The organism is Bradyrhizobium sp. ORS 285, from assembly GCF_900176205.1.
Lineage (GTDB): Bacteria > Pseudomonadota > Alphaproteobacteria > Rhizobiales > Xanthobacteraceae > Bradyrhizobium.
Genome location: NZ_LT859959.1, coordinates 2,570,143 through 2,584,245 on the forward strand (window position 1 = coordinate 2,570,143; position 14,103 = coordinate 2,584,245).

Below are 14,103 nucleotides of genomic sequence, written 5' to 3' on the forward strand. Positions count from 1 at the left end.
GTGCGCGTCGATGGCGCGGTGGGCGCGCCTTTGCCCACCCTACAGTCCGGTCACTTGGCCGGCGGCATCGGCCACGGGCGCTGCTCGCCGCGCAGTCCCTCGAACGTCTTCGCCATGCCGAGCACGCCGACATCGTCGAAGCGGCGGCCGACGATTTGGAGGCCGATCGGGAAGCCGTCGGAATCATAGCCGGCGTTGACTGATATCGCCGGGTTCTCCGACATGTTCCACGGCACGGTGTAGGTGATGTGCTCGAACGGCTTCTCGGGATCGTTGACCGGCGAGGCGAACTCTGCCGGGAATTTCACGCCCGGCGAGACCGGCGAGATGATGTAGTCGAATTCGGTGAACAGTTTTGCCGCCGCGGCGCGCAGCGCCATCGTGACATTGAATCCACGAACCACTTCCACGCCCGACAGCGCCGCGCCGCGCTCCGCCCATTGCAGGATGTAGGGCAGGGTTTTCGCGCGCACTTCAGGCGCGAGCCGGACGAGATCGTCCCACAGCCGCGCGCGCCAAAAATTGTCGAGGCCGTCGAGCATCTCGCGGGTGAGAAAGCCTTTCGTCTCGGTCACGACAGCACCGGCCTCCTCGAAAGCCTTGGCGGCTGCCAGCGTCGTCGCGCGCACCGGCTCCTCCAGCGCCTGGCCGACGCCGCCGAGATCGAGCATCAGGCCGATGCGCAGCTTGCGCACCGGTTTCTCCGCGATCTTCCAGTGCAGGTCCGACGGCGGCAGGGCGGTGCCGTCGCGGCGGTCCGGCTTCGACAGCACGCTCATCATCAGCGCGGCATCGTCGACGATGCGCGTCATGGGGCCGGCGACACGGCCGACATAGGGCGGGTCGATCGGCACGCGACCGAAGCTCGGCTTGAGGCCAACCAGGCCGCACCACGACGCTGGCAGCCGGATCGAGCCGCCGATATCGGTGCCGACATGCAGCGGGCCATAGCCGGCAGCCGCCGCGGCGCCCGCACCGGCGCTGGAGCCGCCGGGGTTCATGCGCAGATCCCAGGGATTGCGCGTCAAAGGATGAAAGCTCGACAGGCCCGACGACAGCATGCCGTAGTCCGGCATGGTGGTCTTGGCGAAGATGATCGCGCCGGCCTCGCGCAGCCGCGCCACCGGTGGCGCATCGGCGGCGAGAGGCGCGCGCGTGACGCTGGCCGCGCCGAGCGGCATCGGCTGGCCCTTGGTGGCGATATTGTCCTTCACGGTCGCAGGCACGCCGTCGAGCACGCCGGCCGGCTCGTCATTGGCCCAGCGGTCTGTCGACGCCTTCGCTGCGGCGCGCGCCGCGTCGACGTCGAGCAGATAGAGGGCCTTGATCTCGGGCTCCCACGCCGCGACATGCGCCAGCACATCGTCCATCACCTCGGATGGCGAGAACTGGCGCGCGCGGTAGCCGGCGATCAGGTCGACGGCTGAGAGATCGTGCAGCGAGGTGACGTCGTCCGAAACAGGCTTGTGCATGCTGGTCCTCCGTCACCGAACTTCGTCGTTATTGCTGCCCCGCTCATTGACCCATGTCAGGCGGCGCTAGGCGGCCGCCAGACGCGTCTCGATGATCCGCGCGAACATGCTGGCGCCGATCGGCAGGATCTTGTCGTCGAGCACGTAAGCAGGATTGTGCACCGGCACCGAGCCGTCATGGCCGACCCAGAAATAGGCGCCCGGGATGGTCTGCAGCATGTCCGCAAAGTCCTCGCTGCCCATCTTCGGCGTCGAGCGCGTCAGCACCTTGGACGGCTCGACCACGGTGCGCGCGACCTCCTCGACGACCTTCGACTGCTCCTCCTGGTTGACCAGGACGCTGAACACGTCGCGGATGTCGACGTCGATCTCGCAATTGAACGCCGCCGCCATGCCGGCGCAGATCGCGCGCATGCGCTCGCGCACCAGCGCGCGGACGTTGTCCGAAAACGCACGCACGGTGCCGCACAGCCAGGCGTCGCCCGGAATGACGTTGTAGGCCGATCCGGCATGGATCTGGGTGATCGAGACAACGGCGGCCTGCAGCGGCTCGACGTTGCGGCTGACGATCGTCTGGATCGCCTGCGCGACGCTGGTCGCGATCACCACCGCGTCCTTGGAGCGCTCGGGCATCGCGCCATGGGCGCCATAGCCGGAGATCTTGATGTCGAAGAAGTCGGCGCCGGCCATCGCCGGGCCGGGGAGAATCGCGATCTCGCCATGCGCGAGGTCCGGCGCGTTGTGCAGGCCGTACAGCTCGTCGCAGGGAAATTTCTGGAACAGGCCGTCCTTGATCATCGCCCGCGCGCCGCCGAGGCCTTCCTCGGCCGGCTGGAAGATGAAGTGCACCGTGCCGTCGAAATTGCGGGTCTCGGCGAGATAGCGCGCGGTGCCGAGCAGCATCGTGGTGTGGCCGTCATGGCCGCAGCCGTGAAAGCGGCCGGGAATGGTCGAGCGCCAGGGGAGGTTGGTGTTCTCCTCCATCGGCAGCGCGTCCATGTCGGCGCGCAGGCCGATCTTCTTCGTGCCGGCTCCCTTGCCCTTGAGCACGCCGATCACGCCGGTGCCGCCGAGGCCGCGATGCACCTCGATGCCCCATTGCGCGAGCTTCTCGGCGACGATGCCGGAGGTGCGCGTCTCCTCGAAGCCGATCTCGGGATGCGCGTGCAAATCGCGGCGGATGGCGGTGAGTTCGTCGGCGTAGCCTTGGATGCGGTCGATCGTGGGCATGTGTGGGTTGTCCAATGGGCGAGAGAGCGAGTTAGGAGATGGTGTGAACAGGTTTGTCTGTGACTGAGCTTGCGGCCCATCCTTCGAGACGCCCGCCAAGGGGCGGGCTCCTCAGGATGAGGATGTGAGTGTGGCAAGATATTAAATCCTCATGGTGAGGAGCGCCGTCTTCGGCGCGTCTCGAACCATGAGGCCCCGGCTGGAACGACAATCTAGTCATCCTTGGTTCCAAACGCCGGGCCGTTGGGCTTGAGGCGGATGCCGGGACGCAGCCGCGCCCAGGGCAGGGTGGAGGGATCGGCTGGCATCGCGCCGGGCGCGGCGCAGATCAGCAGCTGCTCGGCGATCGGCTCGAAATCGGCGCGGAAATGCACCGAGCTTTTGTTGACCAGGATCGCCTGCTCGGTCGGCTCGATGCCGACGAAGCGGTACATCTCCTGGTCGGCGAGCTGGGACTTGTGCGAGGCGACGACGACACGGACCTCGCCGATGCGCAGGCAGGCCGAGGGGCCCATCTCCATCTTGCGGCCGCCGTAGAACGGGCCAGGCGCTGTAAAGCGGCCGTCGGAAATCTTCTCGACGATAAAACTCTCCTCGAACGGCGCATCGCCGGGAATGCCGCTCTTGCCGCCGAGCGACAGTGTGACGGTCGCGCCTTCGCCGGCCGCATGCGCGGCCAGCGCGGCCTGCGGATCGTAGATCATGCCGATCGCCGCACGGCTGGCGCGGTTGCGCACCAGCGCGCGCAGCATGCCGGTTGTGTCGGAATCGCCGCCGGCGCCCGGGTTGTCCTGCGTGTCGGCGATCACGATCGGGCGCGTCGCACTCTTCGCCAGCGTCATCGCGTGCTGCACGCCCTCATCCGGCGTGTAGATGCGGCCGTCGAAGTCATCCTCGTGACCGCAGACGATCGCGGCGATGGCATCCGCCGCGGCGTCCGCATCGGCCTGCGTGCGGCCGTAGGCGAACACGCTGGGGCCGCAATGCACGAAGTCGGCGGCCGGGAATCCGGGCGCAAAGGACAGCGTCGGCACGGCCTCGCTCTGCATCGCCGCGAGCTTCTCGTAGATGCCCTTGGTCGGCTGGTCGTTGGTGCACTGCCAGCTGATCGGAATAAGGAACGACAGCTGCCGGAACGCCTTGGCCAGCGGCTGCTTCGTGCTCAGCAGCAGCGCGAGATGCTCGGCGCAGGCGCGGCCGGTGTCGGCCATGTCGGTGTGCGGATATTTGCGATAGGCGATCAGCGCGTCCGCATGCGCGATCATCTCGGGCGTGACGTTGGCGTGCAGATCGAGGCTCGCGACAAGCGGCACGTCAGTGCCGATCGCCTGGCGCACGCGGGCGAGGATCTCGCCTTCGCCATCGTCGAAATGCTCAGGCACCATCGCGCCGTGCAGGTCGAGATACACGCCATCGAGCGGAAGGGCCGCCTTGATGCGGTCGACCATCACGGTGGTGATGCGCTCGAACGCATCCTTGGTGACATGGGCCGAGGGGCTTGCCGCGCAGGCGATGGTCGGCACGATCTCCCAGCCATTGGCTTCGGCAACCGCGATGAAGCCCGACTGGCCGGCATTGATGCCGCGCATCGTCGTCATGACGCTCGCAGCGTCGGCGATGGAGGCGCGGCCGCCACCATGCATGAAGTCGTCGTAATCCGCTTTCGTCGGTGCGAAGGTGTTGGTTTCGTGGAGGAAGCCGCCGATCGCGACGCGCGTCATTACTTCGCCTCAGGTCGTGAGATGGAGTGGCGACGTTAGACTGTGCCCCGCGGCCCGCGCAAGCGACGGAGCGATGCCGTTTTGCATGCCGCTTGAGCGGATCGTGGAGTTCGTAGGGTGGGCAAAGGCGCAGCCGCGCTGGCTCCACACGTACGCTCGTGGGTGCCGCCGTGCCCACCGTCTCGCCGCTGAGTCCGCTGCTCGACGGTGGGCACGCTGCCGCCTTCGGCGGCTGCTTTGCCCACCCTACATGACGGCCTTACGCCACCGCCTCGGACACCGGGCGGAAGTTCGCAAAGTCCCAGTTCCGGCCGGGGGCGGCTTCGAGCAAGGACTTGGTGTAGGCCTCCTTCGGGTGCGTCAGGATCTCGCCGGCCGGGCCCTGCTCGACGATGCGGCCCTTCTGCATCACCACGACCTCGTCGCAGATCTGCGCGGCGACGCGCAGGTCGTGCGTGATGAACAGGATCGCGATGCCGAGGCGGCGCTGGATCTCGTCGAGCAGCTCCAGCACCTGCGCCTGCACGGAGACGTCGAGCGCGGACACCGCTTCGTCGGCCACCAGCACGTCCGGATCGAGCGCGAGGGCGCGCGCGATCGCGATACGCTGGCGCTGGCCGCCGGAGAACTGGTGCGGATAGCGCGAGATCGCATCCGCCGGCAGGCCGACCAGCTCGAGCAGTTCGCGCGCCCGCGCCATGGCCTTGTCGGTAGACGTGCCGTAGTTGACCGGGCCCTCGGCGATGCTCTCGCCGACCGTGAGCCGGGGATTCAGCGAGCGGTAGGGGTCCTGGAACACGATCTGGATGCGCTTGCGGTGCGGCTGCAGCAGCCGGCGCGTCAGGATCGAGATCTCGTGGCCGGCGAGGCGGACGCCGCCGGAGGTCGGATCGATCAGGCGAACGATGCAGCGCGCCACCGTCGACTTGCCCGAGCCGCTCTCGCCGACGATGCCGAGCGTGCGGCCCTTGCGCAAGGTGAGCGTGACGTTCTGGGCGGCGACGACCTCGCGCGGTTTGCCGAGGAAGGAGCGCTCGCGATAGACCTTGCCGAGCTCGTTGGTCTCCAACACCACCGGCTCGGTGCTGTCTGGCCGCGGCGGCCGCGGGATCAGGCTCGGCACCGAGGCGAGCAAATTGCGCGTATAGTCCATCTCCGGCTTGCGCAGGATCTTGTCGAGCGCGCCGGTCTCGACCAGGCGGCCCTGGCGCATCACCGCGACGCGGTCGGCGATCTCGGCGACGACGCCCATGTCGTGGGTGATGAACAGCACCGCGGTGCCGTGATCGCGCTGCAACTCGCGGATCAAGGAGAGAATCTGCTTCTGCGTGGTGACGTCGAGCGCGGTGGTCGGCTCGTCGGCGATCAAGAGCTTGGGCTCGAGCACCAGCGCCATCGCGATCATGATGCGCTGGCGCTGGCCGCCGGACAGGCGGTGCGGGTAGGAGCCGAAGATGCGCTCGACGTCCGGCAGGTGGACCTGCTCCATCATGTCGAGGATGCGCTTGCGCCGCGCGCGACCGTCGAGCGAGGTATGCGCGCGCAAGACTTCGTCGATCTGGCGGCCGACCGGCACGACCGGATTGAGTGCGGTCATCGGCTCCTGGAAGATCATCGCCATCCGCGTGGCGCGCAGCTCGCGCAGGCGGCGATCGCTCGCGGTCAGCAGCTCCTCGCCGACCAGCTTGACGCTGCCGCCGACAGCATGCAGCGCGTTCTTCGGCAACAGGCCCATGGTGGTCAGCGACGTCACGGACTTGCCGGAGCCGCTCTCGCCGACGACGCACAGCGTCTCGCCCTTCTCGACCTTGATCGAGACGCCGTCGATGATGCGCGGGCCGTTCGGGTTCTTGGTCTTGCCGACGGTGACGACGAGATTGTCGATGTCGAGGATGGTGTCAGTCATGGGTTCATTTCTCCACCGTCATGGCGAGGAGCGTCAGCGACGAAGCAATCCAGAGCTCCGGGGTGCGGCCCCTGGATCGCGTCGCTTCGCTCGCGATGACGAAAAACCAATTTCACTTGCCGGCCTCGCGCTGCTTCATGCGCGGGTCGAGCGCGTCACGGGCGGCGTCGCCGATCAGGTTGATCGAGAGGATCGCGATCGACAGCAAGAGGCCCGGCCAGAAGATCAGCGACGGCTTGATTTGGAAGTAAGAGCGGCCCTCGGCCATGATGTTGCCCCAGGTCGGCGTCTCCGGGCTGATGCCGGCGCCGAGGAAGGACAGGATCGCCTCGGTGAGGATGGCGGCAGCACAGATGTAGGTGCCCTGGACGATCAGCGGCGCAATCGTGTTCGGCATCAGATGCCGCCACATGATCTTGGGCATCGAGGTGCCCAGCGAAATCGCGGCTTCGACATAGGGCTCCTCGCGCGCGGTCAGGACGACCGAGCGGACCAGCCGCCCGACGCGCGGAATTTCGACGATGGTGATCGCGATCATCACCGTGATGACGCTGGCGCCGGACAGCGAGACCACGGCGATGGCGAGGAGGATGCTCGGGATCGCCATCAGGCCGTCCATCACGCGCATCATGATGGCGTCGACCCAGCGGAAGAAACCGGAGACCAGGCCGATGACGAGGCCGATCGCGATTGAAATCGCAGCGGCACCGACACCGATGAGGAGCGAAATGCGGCCGCCATAGATGGTGCGCGACAACAGGTCGCGGCCATAGGCGTCGGTGCCGAGCAGGAATTGCGCGCTGGCCGGCTTGAGCCGCTGCGCCGGCGCCAGCAGCACTGGATCATGCGGCGCCAGCAGCGGCGCCAGCACCGACATGATCACGATCAGCGCCAGGCAAACTGTGGCCACGGCGATGATCGGGGTGGACGTGAGAAAGCCGAAGCGGGGCCCCAGTCGCGTGGTGACTGGAATCGACGGCTCAGGAGTGGTGACGATTGCCATCGGAGCTAAGGCCTTTAGTAGCGGATGCGGGGATCGAGGATCGTGTAGGCGAGGTCGATCAGCAGATTGACCGCGAGGTAGATGAACGATGTCAGCAGGATCATGCCCTGGATGACCGGATAGTCGCGCGCCAGCACGGCATCGACCGTGAGCCGCCCGATGCCCGGCAGGTTGAACACGCTCTCGGTGACGACGACGCCGGAGATGAGAAGCGCGAAGCCGGAGCCGATCACGGTGATGACAGGGACTGCCGCATTGCGCAGCGCGTGGCGCAACAGCACCGCGACCTCGCTGACGCCCTTGGCGCGCGCGGTACGTACGAAATCCTCGCCGAGCACGTCGAGCATGGCGGCGCGCGTCATGCGCGCGATCAGCGCGACGTAGATGAAGGACAGCGCGCAGGTCGGCAGGATGATGCGCTCGAAGAACGGCCCGAAACCGACGCTGAGACTCTTGAAGCCCTGCACGGGCACCCAGCGCAGATTGATCGCGAACACCTGGATCAGGATGTAGCCGATCACGAAAACCGGCACCGAGAAGCCGAGCACCGACAGCGCCATCACGAAGCGATCGATCCAGGTACCGTGCTTCCACGCTGCGATCACGCCGAGCGGGACGGCGACGAGAATCGACAGGATGATCGTCGACAGTGCGACCGAGATCGACGGCTCGATGCGCTGGCCGATCATCTGCAGCACCGGCACCTTGGAGATCAGCGATACGCCGAGATCGCCGTGAACGAGCTGATTGATCCAGGTGAAGAATTGGATGTAGAGCGGCTCGTTCAATCCGAGCGTGGTGCGGATGCGCTCGAGCTGCTCGGGCGTGGCATTATCGCCGGCGAGAATCGCCGCGGGGTCGCCGGGTGTCAGCCGCAGCAGCAGGAAGACGAACAACGCCACCACGCCCATCACCGGGATGGATGCGAGGATGCGGCGAAACAGATAACCGATCATCTTGAGAGAACCGTTGTCATAGTGCGGAGCGCGCGCGCCTGATGTCGTGAGTGAGTGTGCATGTCACCGATGGTCATTGCTTGCAAGATTCATCGCTTTCAAGATCTCCGGTGTTCGCTCGTCTGTGCGTGCACGCGGATGACACGGAAGTCGTGATCAGCGATCCATCGCATTTGCAAACAATGTCGCGGCACTTTGCGGCGAACTTTCGCGCGAAACTTTGCAAGCCGCATGCCATCATGCGCGCGCTGCGAGGTGAATGTCCACTTGCTCAGCGTGGTCCCGGAAAATGAAACCGTGCTGCTGCGCAACAGCACGTGACGAGTGGTGCTGTAGGGTGGGCAAAGGCGCGGCCCGTGCTGCCTCACACGAACCAGATCGCGGTTGCGCCGTGCCCACCAGCTTCCAAGCGTCCGAAGGTGGGCACGCTGCCGCCTGCGGCGGCTGCTCTGCCCACCCTACGGTCATGCCGCAAGGGCGCGCCTACGCCAGGGTCGCAAGCAGACCCGCCATCAGCCGGCCTCTCTCTGCGAGGCTGTCGATCTCGATATACTCGTTGAGAGTGTGCATGTCGGCGCCGCGGACGCCGAGGCCGTCGAGAGTGGGAATGCCGAGCGCGCCGGTGAAATTGCCGTCGGAGCCGCCGCCCGCCGAGCCGTGGGGCAGGGACATGCCGAGGTCTGCGGCAATGCGGCGCGCGGTCTCGTACAGCGCCATGGTTCCGGAATCCGGCTCCCACACCGGCCGCGTCACGCCGCGTGTCACGTTGAAGGCGACGTCGTCGGTGGTGCCGGACAGCGCGAGCATGCGTTCGACGCCGCGGTCGAGATCGGCCTGACGCTTGGCCATGCTGAGCGCTTCGCCGGTGCACGTCGTTGCGACGCAATTCACCCATTGGCCGCCATGGACGATGCCAACCGAGAAGGTGCAGTCGTCCGTGGTCATCGCATCGATGGCGAGGATCTGCCGCGCCATTTCCCGGATTGCGGAACGACCTGCCGCGAGCCGTGCGCCGGCATGGCTGGGACGTCCGGTCGCTTCGAGATTGAAGCGCGCGATGGCATAGCGGCCGGTGACGACGCCATTGTCCGGACGGCCCGGCTCGGGCACCAGCACGTATTTGTTGCGCCGCGCTTCGGCCTCGATGATGTCGCGGGTCGAGGGCGTGCCGACCTCTTCGTCGGGCGTGAACAGCACGGTGATCGGCAGCGGCGTCGTGACGCAGGCCTTGATCAGCTGCCGGATCGCTTCCAGCGAGAGATAGTTGCCGCCCTTCATGTCGCAGATGCCGGGGCCGTGACACCGGCCGCCGTCGCGGCGCCACGGCAGCTTGGCCAGCGTTCCGACAGGATGGACCGTGTCCATGTGGCCGGCGATCAGGATGCCGGGCTCGCCCTGGCGCGGATGCGGGAAGCGGGCGCGCACGCAGCCCGCAAAGCCCTGCCGACCGGCGATGCGCTCGATCGTCGCACCCGAGATCGCCATGTCGCGCGCGGCGAGGTCGAGCATGCGCTCCACGGCACCAGCGTCCCAGGTCGGACTCTCGCATTCCACCCAGCCGCGCAGGCCCTGCAGCATGGCTTCGGTATCGAAGGGAAGATCGGCTGGGTTCATGTGTGCTCTCTTCAAGGCCTGATCGTTACTCTCGTGTCACGAGACGATAGTCGCGCGCGGTTTGTAAAGCGAAAGCTGTGCAAGCGTTAACGGCGATCTGAGGCGTAAGCGGCATGCACTGAATGCGGATTGACGCGAAACACGACCTCTGCAACTGTCGAAAGTCCACGACTTACAGCGTGTTAGTTCGCACAAGGATTGATCTGCACGCCCAACGAATGATCTGGATCTGAACAGTTTCAGGTCAAATTCATCCCGCTAGGAGACTTCTGTAATGTTCCACATCCCGCGCTGGAAAGGTCTGACGCTCGCCACGAGCCTCGCCGTTTCCATGCTTTCGCTTTCCACGGCGCTGAGCACCCAGGCCATGGCTGCCGGCAAGAAGACGATCACGGCGGTGATGCATTCGGACCTGCGCGTCATCGATCCAGGCTTCACCACGGCCTACATCACCCGCGACCATGGCTACATGGTTTACGACACCCTGCTGGCGACCGATTCGAGCTTCAAGGTCCAGCCGCAGATGGCGGACTGGAAGGTGTCGGACGACAAGCTGACCTACACCTTCACCTTGCGCGACGGCCTGAAGTGGCACGACGGCACGCCGGTGACCGCCGAGGACTGCGTCGCGTCGCTGAAGCGCTGGGGCCGCAATGACGGCATGGGCCAGAAGCTGATGGACTTCACGGCGAGCCTGGAGGCGCAGGACGCCAAGACGATCGTGCTCAAGTTGAAGGAGCCCTACGGCCTCGTCCTGGAGTCGATCGCCAAGCCGTCCTCGCTGGTGCCGTTCATGATGCCGAAGCGTCTTGCGGAGACGCCGCAGGGCCAGCAGATCCCCGAGCAGATCGGTTCGGGCCCGTTCAAGTTTGTGAAGAGCGAATTCCAGCCGGGCGTGAAGGCGGTGTATGAGAAGAACACCGACTACGTGCCGCGCAAGGAGCCGGCGAGCTGGACCTCGGGTGGCAAGGTCGTGAAGGTCGATCGCGTCGAGTGGATCACCATGCCTGACGCGCAGACCGCAGTGAACGCGCTGCAGTCGGGCGACATCGACTTCATGGAGAACCTTCCCTACGACATGCTGTCGGTGCTGGAGTCGAGCCCCGAGCTCAAGATCGATGTCTTGAACAAGTTCGGCTACCAGACGCTCGGCCGCATGAACTTCCTGAACCCGCCCTTCGATAACGTGAAGGTGCGCCGCGCGGCGTTCCTGGCGCTGAACCAGAAGGACGTGCTCGATGCGCTGGTCGGCAATCCGAAGTACCAGAAGGTCTGCGGCGCGGTGTTCGTGTGCGGCACCCCGCTCGAGACCGACGTCGGCGCCCAGACGCTGATCAAGGGCAACGGCATGGCGGAGGCGAAGAAGGCGCTCGCCGAGTCCGGCTATGACGGCACGCCGATCGCGATCATGGCGCCCGGCGACGTGACCACGTTGAAGGCGCAGCCGGTCGTCTCGGCGCAGCTGCTGCGCGAGGCCGGCTTCAAGGTCGACCTGCAGGCGACCGACTGGCAGACCGTGGTGACCCGCCGCGCCAGCCAGAAGCCGGTGAAGGAGGGCGGCTGGAACATGTTCTTCACCAACTGGGTCGGCGCCGACGTCGCCAATCCCGTCGTGAACGTGTCGGTCGGCGGCCGCGGCACCAAGGGCGGCTGGTTCGGCTGGGCCGAGGACGCCGAGATCGAGAAGCTGCGCGACGCCTATGCCCGCTCGGCCTCTCCGGAGGAGCAGAAGAAGATCGCCACCGAGATCCAGAAGCTGAACTACGAGAAGGTGATCTACATCCCGCTCGGCCAGTACCTGCTGCCGAGCGGCTGGCGCAAGTCGCTGACCGGCGTGCTCGACGGTCCGGCGACGCCGGTGTTCTGGAACATCGACAAGAGCGAATAAGTCACGCCGGGTTCAAGCCGGCAAAGCGATCAGGCGGCGGAGGCAACTCCGCCGCTTTTTTTCATTCGAGGGCGCGCGGTGCGTTGCCGTCGGGTGGCCAAAGCAGCCGCCGCAGCGCGCCCACGGTCGGGCGGCATGCTCGGCGGAGAGATGGTGGGCACGGCGCCTCAACACGTTTGCCCGTACAAATAGCACCACCGCGGCTTTGCCTACCCTACGGGAGCAGCACTGGTAATTAGATGCACGGCGGCCGGCGAAAGGCGACAGCAAAGCCGATTGACGGGCGCTGCAACTGTTGCAAGTCTTTCGCCCGCGGAATGAACGCTGGGCGAAGACCCTGAACGCGATGGTGCTGCTCCCAGCGGTCACCGTGTCTCGATTACGCCCGAGGCCGTCGTTCACCCGTCACGTCAAGAGAGCTCGCATGTCACCTCATCCGCGCCGGGCCCGTTCCGCGCTCGCGTCTTGGCTTGTTGCCTCCGCCGTTCTGCTGTCACCGTGGCTTGCGCCGCAGGCGATTGCGGCCGGCAAGAAAACGATCACCGCAGTGATGCATTCCGACCTGCGCGTCATCGACCCCGGTTTCACGACGGCCTACATCACCCGCGATCACGGCTACATGGTCTATGACACGCTGGTCGCCACGGATGCGAACTTCAAGATTCAGCCGCAGATGGCGGACTGGAAAGTCTCCGACGACAAGCTGACCTACACCTTCACCTTGCGCGACGGCTTGAGGTGGCACGACGGTACAGATGTCACCGCGGAGGACTGCGTCGCTTCGCTCAAGCGCTGGGGCCGCAACGACGGCATGGGCCAGAAGCTGATGGACTTCACCGCGAGCCTTGAGGCTCCGGATGCCAAGACGATCGTGCTCAAGTTGAAGGAGCCCTATGGCCTGGTGCTGGAGTCCATCGGCAAGCCCTCGTCCTACGTGCCGTTCATGATGCCGAAGCGACTTGCCGAGACGCCGCAGGGCCAGCAGATCGCGGAGCAGATCGGTTCGGGCCCGTTCAAATTCGTCAAGGCGGAATTCCAGCCGGGCGTGAAGGCGGTCTACGAGAAGAACACCGACTACGTGCCGCGCAAGGAGCCGGCGAGCTGGACGGCGGGCGGCAAGGTGGTGAAGGTCGATCGCGTCGAGTGGATCACCATGCCGGATGCGCAGACCGCTGCGAACGCGCTGCAGTCGGGCGACATCGACTTCATGGAGGCTCCGCCTTATGAGCTGCTGTCGGTGCTGGAGGCCAACCCCGAGCTCAAGACCGAGGTGCTGAACAAGTTCGGCTACCAGACGCTCGGCCGCATGAACTTCCTCAACCCGCCGTTCGACAATGTGAAGGTGCGCCGCGCGGCCTTCCTCGCGCTGAACCAGAAGGACGTGCTCGACGCGCTGGTCGGCAACCCGAAGTACCAGAAGATCTGCGGCGCGGTGTTCGTGTGCGGCACGCCGCTCGAGACCGATGTCGGCGCCGAGACGCTGATCAAGGGCAACGGCATGGCGGAGGCGAAGAAGGCGCTCGCCGAATCCGGCTATGACGGCACGCCCATCGCGATCATGGCGCCCGGTGACGTGATCGCGCTCAAGGCGCAGCCGATCGTGTCGGCGCAGCTGTTGCGGGAGGCCGGCTTCAAGGTCGACCTGCAGGCGACGGACTGGCAGACCGTGGTGACCCGCCGCGCCAGCCAGAAGCCGGTCAAAGAGGGCGGCTGGAACATGTTCTTCACCAACTGGGTCGGCGCCGACGTCGCCAATCCCGTGGCCAATGTCTCGGTCGGCGGGCGCGGCACCAAGGGCGGCTGGTTCGGCTGGGCCGAGGATGCCGACATCGAGAAGCTGCGCGACGCTTATGCCCGCTCATCCTCTCCGGAGGAGCAGAAGAAGATCGCCACCGAGATCCAGAAGCTGAACTATGAGCGGGTGATCTATGTGCCGCTGGGGCAGTATCTGCAGCCGAGTGTCTGGCGCAAGACGCTGACCGGGGTGCTCGACGGGCCGGCGACACCGATCTTCTGGAACATCGAGAAGAAGGAGTAGTCGGCCGTCATCCGGGACGTCGACCTGGGCGCGGCGAGCGCATCATCGTCGCGCTCTTTCGCTCGCTCGGCCGACTGCCGTCAGCAATGCGTATCGCGGACGGCTTCCAGCCCATCGACCATCAATGGTGGCCTGAGTTGATCCTGCGACAGCTTCTTGCTTGCATGGATCGGCGCGGCGGCTGGGGTCTTGCACTGTGGTTGGGCGGCTGTTTCGGTCGGCATTGGCATGCTCCCTGGTCGCGCTGCTAACGGGCGAGGACGTTGCCAGTTCCA

The 14,103-nt window shown here is 65.8% G+C and carries 10 protein-coding genes; 2 read left to right on the forward strand and 8 right to left on the reverse strand.

Annotated features, from left to right (window positions below; translation table 11 throughout):
• Positions 1-50: 50 nt before the first annotated feature.
• From BRAD285_RS11640 to BRAD285_RS11670, 7 genes are all read right to left on the reverse strand, one after another.
• A complete protein-coding gene (locus BRAD285_RS11640; protein WP_006611163.1) occupies positions 51-1,472 on the reverse strand; it encodes an amidase in 1,422 nt (473 codons plus the stop codon).
• 66 nt (positions 1,473-1,538) lie between these two features.
• Entirely contained in the window at positions 1,539-2,702 is a 1,164-nt protein-coding gene (locus BRAD285_RS11645; protein WP_006611164.1) for a M20 aminoacylase family protein, read from the reverse strand.
• Between the two features lie 212 nt (positions 2,703-2,914).
• Positions 2,915-4,423, reverse strand: coding sequence for a M81 family metallopeptidase (locus tag BRAD285_RS11650; RefSeq protein WP_006611165.1), 1,509 nt, complete (start codon positions 4,421-4,423; stop codon positions 2,915-2,917).
• Between the two features lie 259 nt (positions 4,424-4,682).
• Positions 4,683-6,329 carry an ABC transporter ATP-binding protein gene (locus BRAD285_RS11655; RefSeq protein WP_006611166.1) on the reverse strand — a complete coding sequence of 549 codons (1,647 nt, stop codon included), beginning with the start codon at positions 6,327-6,329 and terminating at the stop codon, positions 4,683-4,685.
• 112 nt (positions 6,330-6,441) lie between these two features.
• Complete coding sequence (locus BRAD285_RS11660; protein WP_006611167.1) at positions 6,442-7,332, reverse strand: ABC transporter permease; 891 nt, start codon at positions 7,330-7,332, stop codon at positions 6,442-6,444.
• Between the two features lie 14 nt (positions 7,333-7,346).
• Positions 7,347-8,288 carry an ABC transporter permease gene (locus tag BRAD285_RS11665; protein ID WP_006611168.1) on the reverse strand — a complete coding sequence of 314 codons (942 nt, stop codon included), beginning with the start codon at positions 8,286-8,288 and terminating at the stop codon, positions 7,347-7,349.
• A gap of 483 nt (positions 8,289-8,771) precedes the next feature.
• Positions 8,772-9,902, reverse strand: a complete 1,131-nt coding sequence (locus BRAD285_RS11670; protein WP_006611169.1) for a M20/M25/M40 family metallo-hydrolase — start codon at positions 9,900-9,902, stop codon at positions 8,772-8,774.
• A 274-nt stretch (positions 9,903-10,176) separates the two neighbouring features.
• On the opposite strand from BRAD285_RS11670, the gene BRAD285_RS11675 reads away from it, so the two are divergent.
• On the forward strand, positions 10,177-11,790 hold the full coding sequence (locus tag BRAD285_RS11675; protein WP_006611170.1) for an ABC transporter substrate-binding protein: 1,614 nt from the start codon (positions 10,177-10,179) through the stop codon (positions 11,788-11,790).
• Between the two features lie 424 nt (positions 11,791-12,214).
• Positions 12,215-13,828 (forward strand): ABC transporter substrate-binding protein, encoded by a 1,614-nt coding sequence (locus tag BRAD285_RS11680; RefSeq protein WP_006611171.1) that lies wholly within the window; start codon positions 12,215-12,217, stop codon positions 13,826-13,828.
• An 80-nt stretch (positions 13,829-13,908) separates the two neighbouring features.
• On the opposite strand, the gene BRAD285_RS35360 is transcribed toward BRAD285_RS11680, so the two are convergent.
• Positions 13,909-14,052 carry a hypothetical protein gene (locus BRAD285_RS35360; protein WP_157681678.1) on the reverse strand — a complete coding sequence of 48 codons (144 nt, stop codon included), beginning with the start codon at positions 14,050-14,052 and terminating at the stop codon, positions 13,909-13,911.
• Positions 14,053-14,103 lie beyond the last annotated feature (51 nt).

Coding starts and splice junctions, on each gene's coding strand:
- BRAD285_RS11680 (WP_006611171.1), top strand. CDS start 12,215: ATGTCACCTCATCCGCGCCGGGCCCGTTCCGCGCTCGCGTCTTGGCTT.
- BRAD285_RS11650 (WP_006611165.1), bottom strand. CDS start 4,423: ATGACGCGCGTCGCGATCGGCGGCTTCCTCCACGAAACCAACACCTTC.
- BRAD285_RS11645 (WP_006611164.1), bottom strand. CDS start 2,702: ATGCCCACGATCGACCGCATCCAAGGCTACGCCGACGAACTCACCGCC.
- BRAD285_RS11670 (WP_006611169.1), bottom strand. CDS start 9,902: ATGAACCCAGCCGATCTTCCCTTCGATACCGAAGCCATGCTGCAGGGC.
- BRAD285_RS11660 (WP_006611167.1), bottom strand. CDS start 7,332: ATGGCAATCGTCACCACTCCTGAGCCGTCGATTCCAGTCACCACGCGA.
- BRAD285_RS11665 (WP_006611168.1), bottom strand. CDS start 8,288: ATGATCGGTTATCTGTTTCGCCGCATCCTCGCATCCATCCCGGTGATG.
- BRAD285_RS11640 (WP_006611163.1), bottom strand. CDS start 1,472: ATGCACAAGCCTGTTTCGGACGACGTCACCTCGCTGCACGATCTCTCA.
- BRAD285_RS11675 (WP_006611170.1), top strand. CDS start 10,177: ATGTTCCACATCCCGCGCTGGAAAGGTCTGACGCTCGCCACGAGCCTC.
- BRAD285_RS35360 (WP_157681678.1), bottom strand. CDS start 14,052: ATGCCGACCGAAACAGCCGCCCAACCACAGTGCAAGACCCCAGCCGCC.
- BRAD285_RS11655 (WP_006611166.1), bottom strand. CDS start 6,329: ATGACTGACACCATCCTCGACATCGACAATCTCGTCGTCACCGTCGGC.